This is a genomic window from Streptomyces sp. NPDC048514, from assembly GCF_043199955.1.
Taxonomy (GTDB): domain Bacteria; phylum Actinomycetota; class Actinomycetes; order Streptomycetales; family Streptomycetaceae; genus Streptomyces.
Genome location: NZ_JBICWT010000010.1, coordinates 327,832 through 349,896, shown reverse-complemented (window position 1 = coordinate 349,896; position 22,065 = coordinate 327,832). Strand labels below are relative to the sequence as shown.

Sequence of the window (22,065 nt, the reverse complement as noted above, 5' to 3'; positions counted from 1 at the left end):
CGGGCAAGTTGCTCTCAAGACGCACAGGAGGCCCCCATGACCGGACGCCCGTCCACCGACCGAGCGACCTCGGACCTGCTACTGGCCGACCGGATGCGGCGACAGGGGCCGGCAACCCGCGCCGAACCGGGACGGGTCAAGGTGATGGCGGCTCTGCTGGGCCTGGCCACCGCCGCCTGCTACGACGTCTTCGACGATCCGGGCATGGCACCCATATGCGTTGCCGCCGCCATCCAGTTGGGCCACTTCTGGGCCGTACGCACGCGCCGGGGCTCCGCGGCCCTGGGCTACGCGTCCACCGGCCTGCGTGACCTGCCGGCGGCGTACACCGCCGTCATGCTGGCCGCCGGCGCCGCGCTGATCGCGGCCGAGGGTGTCGGGCTCCGGCTCACCAGGGGATACCTGAACGCGCACGTTCCCGCCTGGCATACGCTTGCCATGCTCGTGCTGATCGCCGTGGCGTTCGCACTGGCGCCGCTCGAACGCCGCGGACGGGAACGGCTTGCCACACGCACTCACAAGCAGGGGAGCAAGTGACAGAAGCACAGGTCGATCCGGCGCTCGTGGATCCCACCCGCCTGGCCATCGTGTCTCTGCTCTCGTCGACGAAGTGGGTGGAGTTCGCTTTCGTCCGCGACACCGTGGGCCTCTCCGACTCGGCGCTGTCCAAGCAGATCGCGAAGCTGGAGGGCCGCGACTACGTCGAGGCCAAGCGTGGCTATGTCGGAAAGCGCCCGAGAACCTGGCTCGCCCTCACGAAGACCGGCCGGGAAGCCCTGGACAGCCACCTCTCGGCCCTCCAGAACATCGTCGCCGCTTCCCGGCGTACCGGCGAGAGCTACAGCCCCGGCGCGGATCAACCCGGCTGACCGTGACGCCGCGGGGCCGGCGCGAGGACCGCTCGTCTCCCCCACGGGAGCCTGGCCTCCCGGTGCGGCGGCACGACGGCCGGTACCGGCTCCTCGGAAACACGAAGTGACCGCCACCCCGCAGGCGGTGGCGGTCACTTCCTGTTTCTCAGTGGTCGAGCTTGCCGAGCAGCTCGACCGGGTTCTTGTGATCGCGGACGATGCTCTGGTTGAGCTGGTTCTGGATCTTTGTCAGGTTGGCCTTGTCGGCGGCGCCGGCGTCGGCGACCACCACCGCGTAGTGCCAGGTGTCGTCGGTCTCCCCCGCGTCGGGGTCGTCCCAGACCATGAGCCGGTGACCACGCGAGGTGGATCCGTCCGTCCCGGAGTCCTGGGTCATCAGGACCTCGTTCGGCGTGTTGCTCGGCGTCTCCTGGTCACCGAACCCGGACTTCGTGATCCTGTCCGTGATCACAGCGGTGGAAGCCGGGTTGAAGCCCGGCGGCAGGGCGATCTCCGTGGGCGCGGCGGAGTGCCGGCTCCGCCAGGTGACGAGGGCGAACTTCTTGCCCTGGAAGTAGTGGTCCTGCGTCCCCTGGGGTGCGAGGCCGTACCAGTCGAGCGGGGTGTTCCAGCCGTCCTTGGACATGTCGTTGTAGGTGAAGTTCATCAGGTCGCCCTGGATCGCCCGCGGGTAGACCCGCTGGGCGTTGTTCGGGTCGATGTTGAACGAGACGGGCCCGCTGGTGCCCTTGTCGACGACGGAGAAGTTCTCGTCGTTCCAGGCGTCTCCCTTCGTGATGATCTTGTCCTGGTCGCCGTTCATGGCTTCGTGGTGCTTGTCGTGGTAGATGTCCCAGTGCCACTGGGTCCCCGAGACCAGCGGGGTGTAGGCATCGATACGGTTCGCACCGTTGGCGGCCTTGTCCTGGTCGCTCTGTTCCATGCCCTGGTAGGTGGCCTTGATCATCCGGTTCGTGTCGGATGCGCCGATGTCGTTCAGCCACATGCCGAACTCGGACATGAACATCGGGATGCCGAGGTAGCGAGCCTCCTTGCGGACGTCCTGGAGCTGCGGAAGATAGGTGTTGTTGTCGACTCCGTCGGGGTTCGGCCCCATCCGGCCCGAGTCGTAGAAGTGGGTGTTGAACACGAATCCGGGACCGGGCTTCTGCTTGAGGTAGTGGCCACCGGTGGCGGGGGCGAAGATCCCGGCCTGTGAGTTCCAGAAGACGAGGGGCTCGGCGAACACCTGGTTGGTGCTGAAACCGGTGTCGTCCATGACCTTGCGGACCTTCTTGTAGAAGGGCCACAGGAAGTCGTTGTCCATCTTCGCCCAGTCGCTGCCGACCAGGCCACCGTCGGCGGGCTCGTTGAAGGGGTCGACGCCGAGGAAGTGGTCCCGGTCCTCGGCGTGCAGCTGCGGGCTCAGGTACTGCAGTGCCTGGGACATCTGCCACAGGAAGGCGTCCTGCACCCGGGACTGCTCGGCCGGCAGCGTGCCGGTCTGGCCCAGGTCCTTGATGGGTGTGTTGTTCCAGAAGCTGCGGTAGGCGCTCCGGATCAGCTCGTTGGTCTGCAGGTTCTGCCCCCAGTGGGCGCAGACGATTCCGCAGTACTCGTCACCCTTGGGCACCGCCCAGGCGGGCGCGCCGTTGCCGGTGTACCAGGAGTCCTTCTTCCACAGGTGGCGGGAGTAGAGGTCCTGGTGCCAGTCGAGGAGCACATAGATGCCTCGGCTGGTCGCCTCCTTGATCTGCGCCGCGACCTGGTCCAGGTAGGCGTGGTCGATGACGCCCGGCTTCGGGTTGACGCCCTCCCAGGAGATGAGGAACCGGACCACGTTGGTGCCCGTGAGGTTCCGCATCTGCTGGAAGGCGGCCGCGGCGTCGGCCGTCGTCTTGAACGGCTTGAAACCGGCCTCGGCGATCTTCGTCTCGCCGGAGGTGTTCCAGCCGCGCAGCGTCACCTCGCGTCCGGTGCCGTCGCGGAAGACCTTGTCGGTCACGGTGGCGCCGCCGGCGGTGACGGTCTTGTCGCCCACGGTGACACGGGCCGCGCCCGGCTGCCATTCGTAGTCCAGGCTGTGGTGGACTGTGTCGGCCGCGTCCGCGGGCGTCGCGGCCATACCGGCGGCCATCGCGACGAAGGCGGCGGCGAGCGCCGAGGTCCGCCGGAAGCGCGTGAGGGGCCTTGCCTTTGCGTGCATGTGTCTCAGCCTTGTCTGCTGTGTTCGGTTGCGGGGGGTCGGAGCGTCCGGAGGGGGCTCAGCCGTTCGTGACGTACATGCCGTCGTATCCCTGCCCAGGCGTGTTGTGGCACTTCCAGGTGCCGCCGCCGGTGGTCCAGATGCGGGCCAGGCAGCGGCCCAGGGCCAACTGGCCGTAGGCGTTGGGGTGGAGCGACTCCTTCAGCTCTCCCTGCAGGGCTCCGGTGTTGAAGTAACGGACCCAGTCACTGGACGCGGCGGACGGCGGGTGAGTGGCGTCCGCCATGCGGGAACTCTTGGAGCAGGCCTCGTGGCCCTGCAGGGCGTCGCTGAGGTCCAGGAAGTCCGCGCTGTTGTTCCGTGCCTCCGTACGGAGGCCGTCCGTGAGGCGCGGCATGAGGCTGTCACGCGCCCAGTCGAGGTCGGAGTTGTACATGGGGCAGCCCTCGTACGTCCGGGACCCGTTCTCGGGGTAGCGCATCTCCCCACCGCGCGGCAGCGGTGACGAGTACGACTGCACGACCAGCCGGTAGTCGGTGAACGCATAGCCCGCGGAGGCCATCGCGCCGCGGATCTCCTTGATGGACTTGTCGACGGCGGCCATGGCCCCGGCGAAGGCGGTCTGCACCTGTGCCTGCTGAGCGGTGTGGCAGGAACCACCGCCGGTCATGTACCCGGTGATGCAGGACTGGAGGATGTCTCCGAAGCCCAGATCGTTGCCGCCCACCGACAGGACGACCATCCGGACGTTGCTGGTGCGGGCCACGCTGGCCAGAGCGTCGGCCTGGGGCTGTTCGTCCTCCCAGGACCGTCCGCCGTGCGAGGCACGCCAGATGTTCGGGGACTCGGCGCCCGAGCAGGCGAGGTTGATCGCCTGGTCCACCGCGATGCCGGTGCTGCGGATCTCCGCGACGTCCGACCGGAAGCAGCCGCCGTCCGTGTCTCCGTAGACCTTGCCCACGTCGTAGCCGTTGGGGACCGCTGCCCGGTCCGTGCCGCTGCGGTCTCCGAACGGGTCGTCGCTGTTGCCGCGCCACCTGCCTGCGTTGCCCGCGATGAAGCTGTCCCCCAGGGACACGATGGCGGTCGGCTTGGCCGGTGCGGCATCGGCGTGCGCGACCGGTGTGAGGAGCAACGAACCCGCGCAGAGCATGACGGCGAGAGTGCGTGCGGGGAGGGAAGGGGAATCGAGTGTGCCCATGTGTGCTGTCCGGGGTCGCTGGGATGGGAGGTGCATCCGCCGTGCCTGGAAACGGCGGTGGCGGATGCCGGCGGCCAGGGACGTGGCCGGGAAGGCGGCGTGCCCGTTGGAGTCGTGGCGCGTGCGGCCGGCCGGCGTCGATCCGTGAGGTGAGGAGTCGCGCGGTCGGGGAAGGGGCGAGTCGCGGGTCCGCGAGGTGAGCGGCAGCGCGGGATCCGGCTACCGGCCCTGGTGTGACGCCGGTGTTCGCCGTCGGGGCCGCTGGGCGCCTGGGGCGGGAACGCTAGGCGCAGTCGCGTACGGGGTTGTCATGCGTGACGGCGCAGGCGAGCAGGGTGCCCTGCTGGGGGCCGTAGGTGGCGGCGAGAGCGTCGCGGAAGCTCTTCCACTGCGCCCGCGTGTCCTGGACCGCGGTCTGCACGGCCCGGGCGAAGTTCCCGGCGACCTTGCCTCGGGGGGTGGTCGGGTTCGACGTCGCACCGGTGACGGGGTCGATGGTCCCCGTGTCCTTGTTGATCGTCTCGTGGGTCACCCTGTCACCGCAGCCCCACCCGAAGGGAGCGACGGTGAAGCAGTCGGTACTGAGCTGCACGGGGATGCTGGACGCCGCGGGTGACGGCGCGCCCAGGCTCATGAAGGGAGCCGGTGTCGAGTGCGCGAGGCCAGGGGGGTTGCCGACGCCGATCGGCCTGGAAGTATCCGGTGCGTCGGCCCAGTTGCTGTGGGCGTAGAAGTCCTGTGTGCCGTGCAGGGCACGACCGAGTCCCTCGATGGCGTTGCACTTGGCCCGCCCGGGGACGCCCAGCGTGAAGGTGCAGCTCGAGGAGAGATCGACCTCGGACGAGACTATCCGCCCCGCGGAGAGGAGGCCCTTGGCGCTGCCGACACCCGCTTTGAACTCGGAGGTGAGATGACCGATGCAGTTCAGGAGCACGGTCGTGGCCTGCGCTCGGGTCTGCGGATAGTCCGGGGTGTTGAGGAAGTCCGCCCCGTCGCAGTGGGCGGCTTGGAGGAATGTCTGGTCGGAGTCGGGCGCACCTACCGCGCCGAAGGTGCCGGCCGCTCCCGCCAGTTGATTCAACGACCCGGGCTCGAAACAGGAGTTGTCCGTCTCGCCGCCCTTGCAGGCGAGTGCCGCGCGGGTGATCTTCTCGTGCTCCGCCGACTGCCCCAAGCCGTTGATCGTGCCGAAGTCGGCGACGGGCGGGGTCGGTACGGCCGACGCGGCCGGTCGGTCCTGCGCGGCGATCGCGCTGTCCACTCCGTATCCCCCGGCGGCGACGGCCAGGAGCGCCGACAGCCCGCAGAGGATCGAACGTCGGAATCTTCGATGCATTGGTAACTGCCCCAACCGATCGTGGCTGAACAATGGTGAATTCCTGAAACTCTCCGAGTCGTCCGGCAGCCGGAGGCCATTCTCGGCGTCATTGATCGCACGATCGAACGTCACTGCAGATGGCATCCGGTAACGCCGCGACGAGCGATACCTCTCGTGTTCGCAAGAACCATGCCATCGGCTGGGCTGTGCGACGTGAGTAGTCGCGACTCAATTGATTCGCACCGGCGTTGGGCAGGCCCGCGCGGCAGCACGGCCGGGTCCGGTGGTCGCCGGTGCGGGCCGCCCGCGGGCCGTTTCCGGCAGGGCCCACGTCCTGCCCCGGTGGTTCCGTCCGCCGGCCCGGGGCCTTGCGGGAGCGCGTCGACTCAGGCCTCGGATCGCGCCAGGAACCCACTTGTCCGCATCACGCGGGCCAGTTCCCGGCGATTCTTCACCCCCAGCTTCACGTAAGCACGCTGCAGGTGGTTCTCCACGGTCCTCACGGACAGGTTCAGCCGATCCGCGATCTCCCGGTTCGGCACACTGGAGACCGCCAGCGTCACCACCTCGACCTCCCGTGCGGTCAGGTTCATCACCTGCCGGGACGTCTCCAGCAGCATGGTGGCGGCCTTGCCGCACCTCTGGGTCATCGTGTGCGCCCGGTTCAGGCACTCCGTGGCCCTGCGCTGCTCGCCCGAACGGCCGTACCCCTGTGCCGCCTGGGTGTAGGCCTCGGCGGCCAGCAGCGAGGCGCCGAGGCGGTTCAGTCCGTCACCCACGCGCATCAAGGCTTCAGCGTCCTGCTCCGCCAGCGCGGTCACGAATTCGGCGCGCACGGCCATGAACGGGCTGTCGCTCGCCGCCGTCGACTCCTGCAGCGCCACGGCGGCCTCCTTCGCGCCGCCCAGCCTCGCGAGGTCTGTGAGGAGCGCGCTCGCGGACATCACCTGGCCGGTCCGGGCGGCTCGTTCGGCGGCACCCCTCAGCACGGCTCGGGCGTCCTGGTACCTGCCGTCCGCGGCCAGCAGCCAGGCTTCTCCGAGCCTTTCCTCGCCGGCGAAGAAGCCCATGTGCGGGTATCTCTCCGCCTGCTCACAGGCCGACTGCGCATTGTGGAGGTCACCCATCACCGCAGCCGCGGCCGCCAGACCCGACAAAGCCAGCCGCATGGATTTCACATATCCGTGGGAGCGGGCCAGTGACACGGCCTCCGCGAAATAGTGCCGAGCCTCCTCCATCCTGCCGGCATGCCATTCAGCCCGGCCTATCTGCACCGAGAGCCAGATTCTGTTCATGGGCTGAGGAGATTCGATGAGTTCGGCGTAAGCACGTCTTCCGAATTCCGAGGCATCGCGCAGTCGGCCCGCTTCGACCAGGGCATGGACCAGGGATATCCTCTGGCCGGACGGATGCGGAAGAATATGAGTCCGATGAAGGTTCTCATGCTGCTCGAGAGCGGACGTGGCCAGTCCGACGCCTTTTTCCGCATCACCGGTCGCCGCAGCGGCGGAAGCCTTCCAGGCAGCGCAGATCGACCACAGGGCGGGGTTGAGCTCCTTGTCGTAATCGTCCGGAATTCTGCTGAGAAGCTCCAGCCCCGTGGCCGGTTCGCCCGCCGCTGCCCGCATCATCCCCTCGTTGGCGTCGAGCATCGCCAGCGCCGACCCGCTGGTGACGCGTGCACGCGCCTCCTGGTTCACTTCGAGCGCCCGTGCCACCTGGGCACCGGCCCAGAACAGGTTCATCGTGCGCGTCGCGGCCAGTTCCATCGTCTCGGCCTCCGGACCGGCCACTTCGGCCGCAGACGCGTAGGCGTCCTCCGCCCGCCGCCAGTCCCCCAGGTCACGCAGAGCGTTCCCGAGCATGATCCACGTGTCGAAGGTCGCGTGTTCCTCCGGGAGGGCGGCCAGGAACGCCACCACCTGAGTGTTGTCATTCGCCAATGAGGCGAACGAGGCGGCGCGCACGAGCAGCGCCGGCTCTGCGGTGCCCGTCGCCTCCAGCTGCCACGACGCCATGCGCAGCGCGTCGCCGCTGCGCCGGGCGCCGTGACCTTGTGCGCGCGTGAACTGCGCGCCGAAAAGTTCTCGGCGCCTGCCGGGCGAAATGCCATCGCGAATCACCTCCCCGTACAACGGATGGGAGAGTGTCAACGCGATACGGCGATCCGCGTACGACGCCACGATCAGCCCGGCCGCTTCCAGATCCTGGAGGCTTTCCTGCGGCAGAACGTCCTGGGCATCGCTCAGGGAAAGCGGTTCGCAGAGCGCCAACGATTCCAGGAATTCCCTGGACCTGTCGTCGACGGTACTGAACCTCTCATGTATAAGTTCCCTGATTCCCGGCGTCACAGCGAGCTGACGATCGGTTCGCAGACTCCAGACGCCGTCGTCGAATTCCAGCGCTCCGCTCTTGGCGGCACCCAGTACGATCTCTCGGATGTAGAGCGGATTTCCTTGGCTGGCGGCGTGGATGTGATGCCTCGCCGAGATCGAGACCCGGCCGGCCAGCGCGGCTTCGAGAAGTGTGCCCGTCTCGGGCAGGGTCAGCTCCTCGAGATCGAAGCGTCGCAGGTTCCGCAGGATCGTCGTCGTGACGTCGTTGGCCTCGAATCCGCTCCGGAAGGTACCGATGACGAACGCCTTGCCGCTGTCGAGCAGTTGCCGTACGAGTACCGCGGACGTCGTGTCGAGAAGGTGTATGTCGTCGAGCCACAGCGCGACCCTCTCTTCCCTTGCTCCGGTCAGCGCTCGCACGGACGCACGGAACGCCGAAACCGGATCACTGACGTCGATGTCCCGTGGCAGCAGATGAGCGATGGCACCCAGCGGAATCCTCGACGCCGCGGCCGTGGCGACCGCCTTCTTGCAGACGAGGCCGGCTTCTCTCGCCGTCCGCCAGATCTCCTCGGCGAGCCTCGACTTGCCGACGCCCCCGGGGCCGTGGATGACACAACCCTCCGCCCGAGGCGAGGCGAGCAAAGACCTGATCTCGCCGATCTGCCGCGACCTGGCCACGAACGGCCATTCTCGGGCAATGACCGCAGCATCCACGCCGATCCTCCAGACGCCGTCGGTTCCTGGGCCGCACAGCTCGTCTCCCGGGCCCTTGACTCATCTTCTCAGGACGGCCCGCGATGCGCGGCCTGCCGTCGGCTCGCTTCGAGGCGGTCAGGGGCCGGCCGGCTCCCGGTACACCCTCCGCGGACCGGATGATCAGATCGGGTGCCCCCCGCGGTTCATGAGTGCCTGCAGCTCCCGGCGGTTGGCCGCACCCACCTTCCGGTACACCCGGTACAGGGTGTTACTGACAGTACGCACGGACAGACAGAGCCGGCCTGCTATTTCCTTGTCCTGTAGCCCGCGAGCCGCCAGCCTCGCAATCTGCTGTTCACGGTCCGTGAGCAACACCGACTCTCCCAGAAAGTGCAGCGGCGGGGTCTGTACCGGACCGCACCGGCGCAGAAGCTCCCGGGCCTGTACGGTCGCGGCGTTGGCCGCCTTGGACGCTCCACAGCGCTGGTGCAGCCTCGCCTGCTCCGCGTATGCCTCGGCGGCGAAGAGGAACGCCCCCATGTCCGCGAAGAGGCGGGCGACACGTCCGAGCCTCTTGGCGTCCCCGGCGCTCTGCGCCAGGGCGTAGTCCACGCGCGCCTGGAGGAAGCCGCCCTCCAGGCGAAGCCCATGGTGATCGACGGCTGGGAGCGGCAGGGAGAGCCGTGCGCACTCGTGCATGCCGACGACGGCGTCGGCATGTGCCTTTCTGCGCACGGCGGCCGCCACCATCTCGTGCAGGATGTGTGTGGCCGCCTCGGTCTCACCCTGCTCGTGATAGCGCCGGGCCTTCACCACGGCCAGGAGAACGGCGCAGTGTCCGGCGTCGTCCAGGGACAGCGTCTCCGGCAGCGGATCGGCCGGGCGGAGCGTGTGGGGCAGCGAACTCGAGGCGAGGGCGACGTAGATGCCTGCCTTGATCTGCCACTGCCGCCAGCCCACGCGGTAGCTCGGGCCGAAGTCCGCGCATTTCAGAGCGGCTTCGATCTCCCCACGGTCGTGCAGGAGCTGCGCCAGGGCCAGGCCGCGCTGAGCCTCGATGCGAACGTGATGTCTCTCCGAGGCCTCGATGTACTCACGGCGGTAGATCCTCTCGGCATCGTCGAGCCGACCGCAGTAGTGCAGGGCGGTCGCGTGCAGCTCCTCGAGCGAATCCGCGTGGAAGCGATACGAGTGGTCCGAACTCTGCTCCAGTTCCTCGCCGAGGCGCTGGTACAGCGCCAGTGCCTGTTCGGGGAGCCCCATGTGGCAGAGCGATCCCATCATGATGAGACCGGCTTCCAGGGCTTGGTGCTGCGGCCCGTTCCGGCGCAGGCCCTCGGCCTCGGCGTACGCGCGGACGAAGTCTCCTCGGAAGTAGTGGGTCGTCATCCGGTAGTAGTCCTGCTCGGTGACGGGGAGCGCGGGCAGGGACTCGTCCAGTTCCTCGTAGCGCGCCTGGAGCAGCAGCGCATGCGCCTCGCTCTTCTGCATCGCGCGTGTGTAGGCGGGCTCGCAGCGGCGGACATCGGCGGCGAACGAGGCGAGGCCGGCGAAATCGGCTACGGCGGTGAGGGCCTGCGCATGCAGCGATGCCGTGTCCTCGGCCGGATAGTGCTGCCAGCCGGCGCCGGTGAGGCGGACCGCTCTCGGCAGGGACTGCGCACGGAAGCTCTGCTTGACCGCTCGGTCCAGCAGCTCCCTCGGTGGCACCTCCAGTGCGTCCAGATGCCACTCGGCGAGACGTCCGCAGTCGGCGTGTGGCAGGAGAGCCTGCAGTCCGCCATGCGCGCTCAGCCAGTCCCGCAGCAGCCGACGTTGCCGGAGCGCCGGAAGCCCGTGGGAGAGTGCGTAGCGCACCAGCGGATGAACGATGCGAACTCGTGCCCGGCCGTCGACGTGGACTGCGCGGATGAGGTCCCGGTGTTCCAGGCGCTCCAGGCGCCCGACGTCGCAGAACTTCTCGATCGAGTCGAGTGAGGGCTCGTCGGCGAGCGCCACCAGGTCCAGGACGAGCCGGTCCGACTCGTCGAGCTTCTCCAGCTCCGGCGCCGTCATCTCCAGGAGCGAGGGCGGGACGGTGAACTGCGCGGGGTCGAAGTGCCAGCAGTCGTCGACGAGCCGAAGCGCTCGCTGCTCCACGGCGGTGCGGACGATCTCCAGCAGCAGTCTGGGATTCCCGTCGCACATGTAGGTGAGCCGCGCTGCGCCGGTGTGCTCGATGCCCCCGTTCAGAAGGGAGTTGGTCAGCTCCCTGACGTCGGTCATCGCCAGTGGACACAGGTCGAGCCTCTTGAACGAGGTGTCACTCAGCAACGCTCGTACGGCCGAGGGCAGCGCTCCGCCGTTGCTGGTCGCGGAGACCAGCAGCTTGATGCCGGGGTTGCGCAGGGCGTGGAAGAGGAGTGGGATCACCTCCGCGCTGAGGTGATCGACGTCGTCGACGATCAACAGCGAGGAGTCGGACACGGGCATCGCGCTGTAACGGGCCAGTTCGCTGCGCAGCTGGGTCAGCGAGGACACCGACGGTGGACCACCCCTGGAGGCGGTCACCGATATCTGTGCCCGCGGATGCAAACTCACCACGCGCCGTTGAGGAGCTGCGGCCTGCGCCTCGTCGAGCAGCCGGCTCTTGCCGATTCCCGCCGGTCCGACGGCGAGGACGCCACGTGCTCCGCGCTGGGTCGCCAGTACGTGGTGTATCTGGTCCAGTTCCTTCTTTCTGCCCACGAAGACGGGGCCGGTTTGCGCGAGGGACGGGTGCGGGAGACGACTTGAACGCTGCATGCTGTTCTCTGGTGATGACCACTGCCAGCCGAAACCATCCGGCGTGCGCCTGATGGGAATGACGGTGTGTCGTCCTCTCAGCTGCTCAGATGTGGGGGGGATTGTCCGGGGACACGACTCGGGGCGACAGCCATCGGAACGATGGCTTTCTTCTTTCGCCGGCGTATTCAGTCTTCCTTCTCTGCCTGTTTACACGACTTGATCATCTCGTCGTCACCAGTCTCGGCAGGGCCACCACGGACCGCATGGGTAGTTACTACTCAACTCCGCACGCACCCGGCCCGGCCCACTGATGGGCGGCCGGCACCGCCGTGCGGCGGTGCCGCCCAGCTCGGTCACGTCGTCGGCGAAAGTGCGGCGAGGCCCAGCACCGGAGCCGCCCCGTCGCGCCAGCGATACGGAGCGCTCTCCTCCTGTTCCGTCGTTACGTCGGCTTCGGGGTCCGTCGTCGCGTCGGCTTCGGGGAGACGTCGACGGAGGCCCTCATGCACGGCCATGGCACTCTCACGCGCTCAGACGACACCGAGGATGTCGACGACGAACACCAGTGAGGCGTTCTTCCCCATGGCACTGTTGGGCGGCGGCTTGTCACCGTAGGCCAGGTCCGCAGGAATCACGACTTCCACACGGTCACCCACGTGCTTGTCCGCCAGGCCCAGCTCCCAGCCCTTGATCAGCATTCCGGAACCCAGCGGGTACAGGCCCGGATCACTCGACTTGTAGGTGTTCTGGAATTCCTTGCCACTGTTGAGTGACCAGCCGCGAGACTGCGCTATGACGGTCTGCCCCACCTTCACCGCCTCCCCTGAACCATGCACGACGGCGAAGCTGCGAAGCACCTTGGGCGTCGCGGCATTCTTGGGGATCTCGACCTCGGGGACCGTGGCTTTGGGCTGCCTGAGACCGGGAATATCCGCAGGGGGCGCAGCGGACTTTCCGCGGGAAATGACGTTCTCGTCCACCGAGGTGGCCCCTACGACGTCGATGACGAACGCCAGAACATCGGACTTCTTCATACCCGGCGGGAGCTGCGACCCGAATGCCTTGCCGGCCTGCTCGGTGACGAGGAGGCGACTGCCCACCCGCTTCCCGTACAACCCCTTCGCGAGCACCGGCGGCGACTGCGCGGATCCAAGGTGCAGGACATTGGGGGCCTTCGCCCCCTGGTACGTACTGACGGGCTTACCTTTTCCCCACACCTGCGACGTGATATGAAACTTCACAAAGTCGTGAGCACCGATTCGACGCCCACTGCCCGATGTCACGACGCTTTCGTGATAGCGCGCGTCGGGCACTCCATCACCAAAACTCACATGCGGTTGCACGCCGAATTTTCCCGAGACATGGGGAGAAGATGCGGAATGTTCACCACCGCAGGCGGTGAGGGAAGCTATCAGGAGCGCTGCTGCAGCAGCTGCCTTACGGTGAAGCATTCAGTGAACCTTTTCCTTGCCCTGGCGCAGAAGCGCGCCGCGAACGAATACGCGCAAGGGGCCTCGGGGCAGCCAAACAATTCGGACATCTACGGCGAGGCACCACTTCTTCTCTCAGACTAGGTGAGCACCCGCGGGCCGCATGAGTAATCAATACCCAGGCCCTGAGCGTGTGGGCCGCGAGCACCGAGAAGGCCGGCACCCCTCCAGCACAGCGCCGCGCACTGGAAAGCGCTCCGGATCGGAGACCGAGGCTGCGCAGCCCCGGAAGGCCTGTCCGGGCGACCGCGGCACGGCGCGCGCGTCCGGCCGTCCACACGCGTCATCCACCCGGCCACCCGGCCACCCGGTCACCCGGTCACCCGGTCACCCCGCCCCCGCCACCCGCCACCCGCCACCCGCCACCCAGGTGAGACATTCCGGATGTAATACCCGTCATCTGTCACGGAGTTGAGTAATCGTTTTGGCCAACTACCCTTGCTGACGGCGGGAAATGTTCCATAGCCTCATCACCAGCCACCGCACATCGAGTGGCCGTCTCGTCATGACGACGTCCGATCCACGGCATCGACACGACGACGCCTGATCACCGGCTCCATTCCGTCACCCCCATCCGAAGGTGGTTGTCATGCATCTGACATACCCATATCGCCTTTCGGTCGCCGGCCTGGAGCCCCCATATCCCCCACGGAGGGCAGTTCATTGCAGTCCCGTCGCAGATGGACCCCGGCACGCCGCAATGCGTCGACGTTCCTTGCTGCAGCAGCCCTGATCACCGGCGGCCTGACCGTCTCCGCACAGTCGGCCGCCTTCGCCACGTCGCACGTCGCCACATCGCACGTCGCGCCGTCCACCGCGTCGCCGGTGCACACCCGCGAGCTGTGTTCGCAACCGAGCAAGCCTGGTCACATGGCGTGCAAGGCCGTCGTTCGCACCGACATCAAGTCGCGGAGGAGCCTGAGCCGCGACGCCGATCCCAAGGGGCTCGGACCGGCCGACCTCAAGTCGGCCTACAACCTCCCCGACGACGGCGGCAAGGACGCGACCGTCGCGATCGTCGACGCTTACGACGACCCGAACGCCGAGAAGGACCTGGCCGCCTACCGTGCCCAGTACGGGCTGCCGGAATGCAGCACGGACAACGGCTGCTTCCAGAAGATCGACCAGGACGGCGGCACCGACTACCCCGAGGCGGACGCGGGTTGGGCCGGCGAGATCTCGCTGGACCTGGACATGGTCAGCGCTGCCTGCCCGCAGTGCCACATCCTGCTCGTCGAGTCCAAGTCGGCGAACATGGACGACCTCGGCGCGGCCGTGAACCAGGCCGTCAAGCAGGGCGCCAAGTACGTCTCCAACAGCTACGGGGGTGACGAAGAGGCCGGCGACACCTCCGCCGACGAGCAGTACTTCAACCACGCGGGTGTGACCATCACCGCCAGCTCCGGCGACAGCGGCTACGGCACCGAGTACCCGGCCGCCTCCCCCAACGTGACGGCGGTCGGGGGCACATCGCTCAGGAAGGATGACAGCACCCGCGGTTGGTCCGAGTCCGTCTGGGGCACGTCGGCCGGCGGGGACGGAGCGGGCTCGGGCTGCTCGAAGTACTCGGCCAAGCCGTCCTGGCAGAAGGACACCGGTTGCGACAAGCGTGCCGTGGCCGACGTCGCGGCCGTGGCGGACCCGGCCACCGGCGTCGCCGTCTACGACACGTACGAGGCCGACGGATGGAACGTCTACGGCGGCACAAGCGCCTCCGCCCCGTTCATCGCCGGCGTGTACGCCCTCGCCGGCACTCCGGGATCCGACGACGTGCCGGCCGCGTACCCGTACGCCCACCCGGACGAGCTCAACGACGTCACCGACGGCGCCAACGGGTCCTGTGACTCGTACCTGTGCAAGGCCGGGACGGGCTATGACGGTCCGACCGGTCTGGGCACGCCCAACGGCGTGGCCGCCTTCACCAAGTAGCACCGGCCGGGACGGGCCGCCCACCGGATGAGGCCCTTCCCGAGCCACCTGGGCTGCTGGTTCACGGCAGCGGGCACGGGCAGGCACCGCCGGCCCGACTGCCTCCACCGGCAGCACTTGGCCCCGCCGGAAGCCCGGCGGGGCCAAGTGCTCTCCGTGTGACGGAGCGGCCGTCACCCGACGGCAGCCGGGTCAGGCCGGCGAGTTCGAGTGGTACATGCCCTTCCGTGGACCGGACGGTACAGACCGCCGATCAGGACGGTAGTAGGCGACGGCTCGGCCGCGACACGATCGACCTGCTGCGCGGGCACATGGACGACCCCGCGATCCCACTCGAGGAGAGGTCCGATCGCAGGACACCTGTCAGACTGTTCACCCTGACCGCTTGGCAGAGGACTTCCGCAGGGACACGGGGTGGTGGTCGAGCACGCGGTCTCGGCGGGCGCACTCGACACCGCACGCTATGAGCCGAGCCGGCACGCCGACGCCGGGCGTCATGCCCGGATGCTCCTCTATAAGGGCCGTGTAGCGATGGTCAAGCGCTACCTGCCTCCGGTGGAGGAGGGAGAACGCGCGCTGGTCTTCATCGCCGACGCGTTCAGCCGCGCGGTACGGGAGGGGCCTGTGCTGACGGAGTCCGGTGTGATCGACGAAGGGCGGATCCCGCACCCTGACGTGACCTCGCATCACCCGACCGACGAGGAGATCAACGTCGTGTCGGCTGCGCGGGCCGTTGTCCCGTCATCCGAGTCCCCCCTGTTCGTACGCGTGGATCTGGCCCTGGACGGCGGGAGACATCGATCGAGCCGTTGTGCCTCGATGGGGCGACGTCACGACGGTCGGTGCAGGCGGGGGCTCGACTCCTCGCGCGGGGAGGTGAGTAGTCACTGCTCCTTTCGACGGCTGACCGGCCGCGGCTTCGCTACCTGCAGGTAACGTACGAGGCCCGCCATCGCAATGACAAGGAGACGAATAAGTCGTGTTCTCCGACTGCCCTCGGACTGCCGCCACTGTCCTGGTCCTCATGTCCGCGGTCACCGCTCTGACATCGTGTGCCGGCGGAGACGGCGGTGAGTTCGTCAGCCGATCCGGGAAGGGTTCGACCTCTGCGCACACGGGGGTTGCTGCGTCGGCGTCCTCGTCACCATGCAGGATGAGCAACCTCACCGCTCACGTCAGGGTGCTGTCCGAGAAGGGCAGGCGGGGTGAAGGCGAGGTCGTCATCGAGAACTGGTCGTCGAAGCCGTGTGTACTGCCGAAGCTACTGGACGGCACCTTCATCAACGTCGGGAAGACCAACAACGACGTCGACCTGCAGACCAGTCCGGCGCAGGAGGCGATCACGCTGAAGTCCGCGACCTCAACCGCCGCCAGGTTCACCTACGTCGTGGACCCGGAGCATTCCCCTGTGCGCGGTGGAGTGCTGGCCTTCGGAAAGGCGAGTTTCGTGTCAGCACCGAGGACGGGCCGGAACATGTTCATGGGCGACGGTCCGGTGGACATCGAGCCCTTCCGGCCCTGCGACATCCCGCCGGGCTCCCCATCCACTTGCGATAAGTAGCGGACGAGCCGAAGTCGGTGGCTCCGACGTGATGAACTCGAACCCCAATGACCATGCCGACATGCTCCGGTACCGACCACGGCGACCTCCTGGCCAAAATGGAGTCCAACCTCGCTGAGCGCGCATGCCACCTGCACCGGCACATGGCCGGCGCGACGGTCACGGAGACGGGTGACCTCCTGATCGCCGACAGTGGACTGGCCGACGACACCTTCAACATCGTCGCAGCCGCACGGTTCACACCTCGCACCGCTGATGCCCGCATCGCCCAGACCCTCCAGGCCCTCACCACCACCCGCCGTCCGTTCTCCTGGTGGGTCGGCCCAGCCTCGACACCTCCCGGCCTCTCCGCCCGTCTGGCGGCCGCCGGGCTGGAAGCGGCGGAGAGCGAGACGGCCATGTGGGCCCTGCTCGACGGCCTGCCCAGCAGGCCGTCTCTGCCCGAACTCCACATCCGGCGAGTCGCCACGCCCGCACAGATCGCCGACTACGCCACCGTCCTTGCCGCGAACTGGGACCCGCCGGCCCCCGCGGTCGTCCGCTTCTTCGGCCGGGCCGCCCGCCGGATGCTCGCTCCCGGCTGCCCGGGCCGCTACCTGATCGGCTACCACCGCGGCCGCCCGGTCTGTTCTGCCGAGATCTTCCACCACGCAGGCGTCGCCGGGGTCTACAACGTCAGCACCCTGCCCACGCACCGCCATCGGGGATACGGAGGTGCCATCACCCTCGCCGCGCTGGACTCGGCCCGCGAGGAGGGACGACGGATCGCGGTACTGCAGGCCTCACCGGAAGGCGAACGGGTCTACCGGCGACTGGGCTTCGTGCCCTGCGGCCGCTTCACCGAGCACCCCATCGGCTGAGCCGCCCTCATCGACCTGCCCCGTGGGAGCCGGGCGGTGCGGCGACGCGAAAGGACGGAGCCCGCAGCGGCCGTGCCGCAGAGCCGTGATCCACCATCTCGGCGTCCGGGTGTCGCCTGGGTGCCGTGCACCCACGAGAACCACGTCCTGGTCGGTGCTCTTCGGGCAGCCCAGACTCGCCTCCGTCGGCGCGTACGAGGTCTCCCCCATCGCGGCCGTCTACTGCGCCACTAACTTCGCCGTCCGCGCGCTCTTCGAGGGGCTGCGCCAGGAGTCCCCGGGGGACATCCGGGTCACTCTCGTCTCCCCCGGGGTGACCGAGTCCGAACTCGCCGAGGGGATCTCCGACCCCCCACCCGGGAGGTCATGCGGGCCTACCGTGCCGAGACCGTGCCCGCCTCCGCCGTCGCGGGGGCCATCGCCTCCGCCGTGTCGCAGCCGGCCGATGTCGATGTCGATGTCGATGTCGATGTCACCGAGATCGTCGTTCGGGCCGCCGCCTGCGCCCGATGATCTGTCCGGAAGTGGGCGGATGATGCGGCACGAGGGCTGCGTACGGCAGCTGCTGCCGATCCCTGCGACCGCGGCGGCGGGCGATGCCGTCGCGCAGGCGACGTCCGGTCACCCCGGGGCCGGGCACGGCCCCGGGTCTTCACAGGCGGTCAGTGGTTGGGCGCGGGCGATGAGGAGGGCGACGTCGTCGTGGTCGGCGGGGTGGCGCAGCGCCTGCAGGAGCCGGTCGCAGGTCTTCTCCACGGAGTCGTACGGCGCCGACAGCAGACGCAGGAGCTCGTCCAGGCGCTCGTCGATGGGGTCGTCACGGGTCTCGACCAGCCCGTCGGTGTACAGCACGAGCTGATCGCCGGGATCCAGGTCGAGGGTGGCGGCCTCGAAGGGGACACCGCCGACGCCCAGCGGGGTGCCGGTGGGCAGGTCGAGCAGTTCGGGCCGGCCGTCGGCCCGCACCAGGACCGGGGGCAGATGGCCTGCGGAGGCCACGTGCAAGCGGCCGTGGTGCGGGTCGTAGACCGCGTACACGCAGGTGGCGATGTAGGGGTCCAGACCGTGGGTGATCTTGTCGAGGTGGGTGAGGATGCGGACGGGGTCGAGATCGAGGTCCGCGAGGGTGGAGGTGGCGGTGCGCAGGCGGCCCATGGCCGTGGCGGCCGGGATACCGCTTCCCATGACGTCGCCCACCGTCAGTGCGGTGCGGTCCCCGTCGAGCGGGATGACGTCGTACCAGTCGCCGCCGACCTCGCTGAACGCCTGCGCGGGCCGGTAGCGGGCCGCGACCTCGAGGCCGGGGTGGCGGGGCGAGAGCTGCGGCAGCAGGCTGCGCTGCAGCGTTTCGGCGGCGCTGCGGACGTGCTGGTGCAGGACGGCGTTGTCGATGCTCAGCGCGGCGGACGAGGCCAGCTCGCAGGCGAGGGTGAGGTCGTCCTCGTCGAACGGCAGGGGATTGCGGGCGCGCGCCAGGCCCATGACGCCGATGACCTGCCCGCGGGCGATGAGCGGCACGGCCAGGTTCGTGTGCACACCGGCCTGGGCGAACAGCCGGGCGCCGTCGGAGTCGGAGGCGATGCGGCCGAGATCCGCCCGGTCCAGATGTCTGGTCAGCAGGGGCCGGCCGGTGCGGATGCAGTGGGCGGCCGGGTGGTCAGGGTGGTAGGTGGCCAGGCGGCCGGACTGGACGATCGCCTGGGCGGCGTCCGTGGGATAGGCGGTCTTCACCGCCAGGGCACGGAACAATGCCGATCCCTCGCCCAGGTCCGTGCGCCCCCTCTGCAGGACGGAGTCCAGGAGGTCCACCGCGACCATGTCGGCCACGTCGGGGACCAGGACGTCGGCCAGCTCCCGCGCGGTCCGCTCCACTTCCAGGGTGGTGCCGATGCGGGTCGAGCCGTTCGCCACCATGCGCAGGCGCTGCTGGGCTCGGTCGGCCTTCTTGGCCGCCTGGTAGCGGTCGGTGACGTCCACCACCACGTTCGCGATGCCGAGCACATGACCGTTCTGGTCGTCCAGCCGGTAGAACGAGGCCATCCAGGCGTGCTCGTGCTCCGGGTCGGCGGCGGTGTGGCCCACCACCTGCTCGTCCACCACGGCGACGCCGCTGACCAGGGCCTGCCGCATCGCGGTCTCCGCGCCGGCGAACGGCGCACCGGGCAGGATCTCCCGGAAGCCACGGCCGACGTGGTCGGCCGCCGGAACGCCGTGCATGTCTGCCAGAGCGGGGTTGACGACCACGTACCTCAGGTCGGTGTCCAGGATGGCCAGCCCGATCGGCGCCTGGCTGACCAGCCGGGTGGACAGGGCCACATTGCGCTCCACCTGGCGCAGCGTGGACCGGTCCGTGGCCAGGCCCAGCGCGTAGTGGTCGCCGATGCTGTCCGTGAGGCGCATGTTGCGGAATTCCACGAGCCTGGTGCTGCCGTCCTTGTGCCGGACGGGGAACGCCCCGGCCCAGTCCCGGCCGGTCTCCATCACCTCGGCGAAGAGCCGGATCGCCGCCTCCTGGTTCTCCGGGCGGAGGAGCAGGGGTGCCGCGTACTGCCCCACCGCTTCGTCGCAGGTGTAGCCGAACAGTTCCTCCGCCTGCGGACTCCACATGTCGATCCGGCCGTCGGTCTCCACCAGCACCGCGGCGACGCCCAGCAGATCCATCAATCCGCTCGGACCCGACGCCTCGTCGTACGTCGGGTCCGACTGCTCCGGGCGGTGCTCAGCCGGGCTCATCGCACGCCTTCCTTCCGCCTGCCGGCCTCACCGGCGCACCCGGCACGGCGCGCGAGGTGCGCGAGCGGTCTTCCGGCAGGTCAGCGGCCAGTACGGGATGCGGCAAGGACCGTCGACGGCCGGGGAGCCACCGGGAAGCGCGTCTGAAGTCGGCTCTCATGTTCTCGGACGGCCCGTACAAGATCCATACTGTCCCATCTCGCCGGGCCCGTCATCACCACCCGTCTACCCGCGGAGCGGCGGTTTCGGAGCCCGGACGCCAGGAAATCTGGAGCCCCGGACGCGAGGCGAAGGGAGACACGCGGACCGGGAGGGGGCGCGGGAGTCGCGGACGCCGGGATTCCCGGGGCTACGACGCGGGGGTGGAGCGGCAGAGGCCAGGGGGCGCCGTCGCCGGCCCGGAGCGGGCGCCGCCCCGGGGCCCCGGCGGCGTCAGCCGTGGAAGGCGCCGGGCCCCGGCCCTCCCGTTAGCCCACCCGGGTTCCCTGGACCCCTCGGACACGATCGCGGCGGTGCGCCCCCGTGGCCGCCACCCCTGCGGTGGGCCATCTTGCTGACCGTCGAAGCGATCGGCACCGGCCGGATCCGAGGGAGGCCCGCGGTGGGTGAGCTGTACATCGACGGCGAGTGGACACAGGCGGCGGCCGGCGGCCGGCGGGAGGTGGTCGATCCGTACGACGCCTCCGTCGTCACCACCGTCGACGAGGCCGACGCCACCGACGTGGACCGCGCCGTGCGCGCCGCCCGGCGCGCCTTCGACGAGGGGGACTGGGCGAACGCACCCACCCGCCACCGCGCCGACCTCCTGCTGCGCGTCAGCGGCCTGCTGCTGCGCGACAGGGAGGAGATCGCCCGCACCGAGACACTGGACACCGGCAAGACGCTGACCGAGGCCCGGATCGACGTGGAGGACGTGGCGAACGCCTTCCGCTACTTCGCCGAGATCGCGGACAAGGACGGCGGCCGGGTCGTGGACGTCGGTCCGGACGTCCTCAGCCGCGTCGTCTATCAGCCGATCGGCGTCTGCGCGCTCATCGCCCCCTGGAACTACCCGTTGCTGCAGGCCTCCTGGAAGGTGGCCCCCGCGCTGGCCGCCGGCAACACCTTCGTCCTGAAGCCCAGTGAGATCACACCGCTCTCCACGATCGCCATGGTCCGGCTCATCGCGGAGGCCGGCGCTCCACCCGGCGTCGCCAACCTGGTCCTGGGATCCGGGGCGACCGTCGGCGCGGCCCTGACCGACCACCCGGAGGTCGATCTGGTGTCGTTCACCGGCGGTCTGGCCACCGGGCGGACCATCATGGCCGGCGCCGCCAAGGGACCGAAGAACATCGCCCTGGAACTGGGGGGCAAGAACCCCAACATCGTCTTCGAGGACGCCGACTTCGCCGCCGCCGTGGACCACGCGCTGGACGCGGCCTTCCTGCACTCGGGGCAGGTCTGCTCGGCCGGTTCACGGCTGCTGGTCCAGGACTCCCTGCACGACCGTTTCGTCGACGCCCTCGCTCTGCGTGCGCGGGCTATCCGGCTCGGCAGCGGCCTGGCGGAGGGCACCGAGAGCGGGCCGCTCAGCTCGGCCGAGCACCGCGAGAAGGTCGAGCGCTACATCGCCGTCGGCCGGGAGGAGGGCGCGCGTCTCGTCACGGGGGGCACCCGGCCCGACGACCCCGACCTGAGCCGCGGGTTCTTCCTGCTGCCGACGATCTTCGCCGACTGCGACCGGTCCATGCGGATCGTCCAGGAGGAGGTCTTCGGCCCGGTGGTCACCATCGAGCGTTTCGGCACCGAGGACGAAGCGGTGCGTCTGGCGAACGACACCCGCTACGGCCTGGCCGGCGGTGTGTGGACCTCCGACGCGAGTCGCGCACAGCGCGTCGCCCAGCGGCTGCGGCACGGCACCGTGTGGATCAACGACTTCCACCCCTATCTGCCGCAGGCCGAGTGGGGCGGCTTCGGCCGCTCCGGTGTCGGCCGCGAGCTGGGCCCCACCGGACTGCGTGAGTACCAGGAGGCGAAGCACATCTACCAGAACCTCGCCCCCGCCCCCTCCGGCTGGTTCAAGGGCTGACCGTCCGCAGCCGGCCGCCCGCCCGCGGCACGACGGTCACCGAAGAA

14 protein-coding genes and 1 pseudogene are annotated in these 22,065 nt (G+C 68.9%); 8 read left to right on the top strand and 7 right to left on the bottom strand.

Annotation, left to right across the window (positions count from 1 at the left end; genetic code table 11):
• The first annotated feature begins 36 nt into the window (after nucleotides 1-36).
• Both ACGFT2_RS23755 and ACGFT2_RS23750 read left to right on the top strand, forming a co-directional pair.
• The gene (locus ACGFT2_RS23755; RefSeq protein ID WP_393281501.1) at nucleotides 37-537 is read left to right on the top strand and encodes a hypothetical protein; all 501 of its coding nucleotides are present in this window, start codon (nucleotides 37-39) and stop codon (nucleotides 535-537) included.
• Entirely contained in the window at nucleotides 534-869 is a 336-nt protein-coding gene (locus ACGFT2_RS23750) for a winged helix-turn-helix domain-containing protein (RefSeq protein ID WP_393281499.1), read from the top strand. Before ACGFT2_RS23755 ends, ACGFT2_RS23750 begins: the two co-directional genes overlap by 4 nt.
• A gap of 148 nt (nucleotides 870-1,017) precedes the next feature.
• On the opposite strand, the gene ACGFT2_RS23745 is transcribed toward ACGFT2_RS23750, so the two are convergent.
• The 6 genes from ACGFT2_RS23745 to ACGFT2_RS23720 form a co-directional block, all read right to left on the bottom strand.
• Entirely contained in the window at nucleotides 1,018-3,057 is a 2,040-nt protein-coding gene (locus ACGFT2_RS23745) for a cellulase family glycosylhydrolase (RefSeq protein WP_393281498.1), read from the bottom strand.
• 58 nt (nucleotides 3,058-3,115) lie between these two features.
• Nucleotides 3,116-4,258, bottom strand: a complete 1,143-nt coding sequence (locus ACGFT2_RS23740) for a GDSL-type esterase/lipase family protein (protein ID WP_393281497.1) — start codon at nucleotides 4,256-4,258, stop codon at nucleotides 3,116-3,118.
• Nucleotides 4,259-4,541: 283 nt separating this feature from the next.
• The gene (locus ACGFT2_RS23735) at nucleotides 4,542-5,519 is read right to left on the bottom strand and encodes a CinY protein (protein ID WP_393281496.1); all 978 of its coding nucleotides are present in this window, start codon (nucleotides 5,517-5,519) and stop codon (nucleotides 4,542-4,544) included.
• Nucleotides 5,520-5,962: 443 nt separating this feature from the next.
• Nucleotides 5,963-8,629: a LuxR C-terminal-related transcriptional regulator gene (locus ACGFT2_RS23730; RefSeq protein WP_393281494.1), complete on the bottom strand. Its 2,667-nt coding sequence runs from the start codon at nucleotides 8,627-8,629 to the stop codon at nucleotides 5,963-5,965.
• A 162-nt stretch (nucleotides 8,630-8,791) separates the two neighbouring features.
• The gene (locus ACGFT2_RS23725; protein ID WP_393281492.1) at nucleotides 8,792-11,338 is read right to left on the bottom strand and encodes a LuxR C-terminal-related transcriptional regulator; all 2,547 of its coding nucleotides are present in this window, start codon (nucleotides 11,336-11,338) and stop codon (nucleotides 8,792-8,794) included.
• A 569-nt stretch (nucleotides 11,339-11,907) separates the two neighbouring features.
• The gene (locus tag ACGFT2_RS23720) at nucleotides 11,908-12,828 is read right to left on the bottom strand and encodes an FKBP-type peptidyl-prolyl cis-trans isomerase (protein ID WP_393281490.1); all 921 of its coding nucleotides are present in this window, start codon (nucleotides 12,826-12,828) and stop codon (nucleotides 11,908-11,910) included.
• 909 nt (nucleotides 12,829-13,737) lie between these two features.
• Between ACGFT2_RS23720 and ACGFT2_RS23715 the strand changes: the two genes are divergently transcribed.
• The 5 genes and pseudogenes from ACGFT2_RS23715 to ACGFT2_RS23695 form a co-directional block, all read left to right on the top strand.
• On the top strand, nucleotides 13,738-14,796 hold the full coding sequence (locus ACGFT2_RS23715) for a S8 family serine peptidase (RefSeq protein ID WP_393281488.1): 1,059 nt from the start codon (nucleotides 13,738-13,740) through the stop codon (nucleotides 14,794-14,796).
• Between the two features lie 414 nt (nucleotides 14,797-15,210).
• Nucleotides 15,211-15,732 (top strand): hypothetical protein, encoded by a 522-nt coding sequence (locus ACGFT2_RS23710; protein ID WP_393281486.1) that lies wholly within the window; start codon nucleotides 15,211-15,213, stop codon nucleotides 15,730-15,732.
• Nucleotides 15,733-15,949: 217 nt separating this feature from the next.
• Nucleotides 15,950-16,357 (top strand): hypothetical protein, encoded by a 408-nt coding sequence (locus tag ACGFT2_RS23705; protein ID WP_393281484.1) that lies wholly within the window; start codon nucleotides 15,950-15,952, stop codon nucleotides 16,355-16,357.
• 98 nt (nucleotides 16,358-16,455) lie between these two features.
• The gene (locus ACGFT2_RS23700; RefSeq protein ID WP_393281657.1) at nucleotides 16,456-17,217 is read left to right on the top strand and encodes a GNAT family N-acetyltransferase; all 762 of its coding nucleotides are present in this window, start codon (nucleotides 16,456-16,458) and stop codon (nucleotides 17,215-17,217) included.
• 175 nt (nucleotides 17,218-17,392) lie between these two features.
• A pseudogene (locus ACGFT2_RS23695) lies at nucleotides 17,393-17,730 on the top strand (SDR family NAD(P)-dependent oxidoreductase); the annotation flags it as partial.
• Nucleotides 17,731-17,838: 108 nt separating this feature from the next.
• Here the strand turns inward: ACGFT2_RS23695 and ACGFT2_RS23690 are convergent.
• Nucleotides 17,839-19,950, bottom strand: coding sequence for a SpoIIE family protein phosphatase (locus ACGFT2_RS23690; RefSeq protein ID WP_393281482.1), 2,112 nt, complete (start codon nucleotides 19,948-19,950; stop codon nucleotides 17,839-17,841).
• Between the two features lie 601 nt (nucleotides 19,951-20,551).
• Between ACGFT2_RS23690 and ACGFT2_RS23685 the strand changes: the two genes are divergently transcribed.
• Nucleotides 20,552-22,018 (top strand): aldehyde dehydrogenase family protein, encoded by a 1,467-nt coding sequence (locus tag ACGFT2_RS23685; protein WP_393281480.1) that lies wholly within the window; start codon nucleotides 20,552-20,554, stop codon nucleotides 22,016-22,018.
• Nucleotides 22,019-22,065 lie beyond the last annotated feature (47 nt).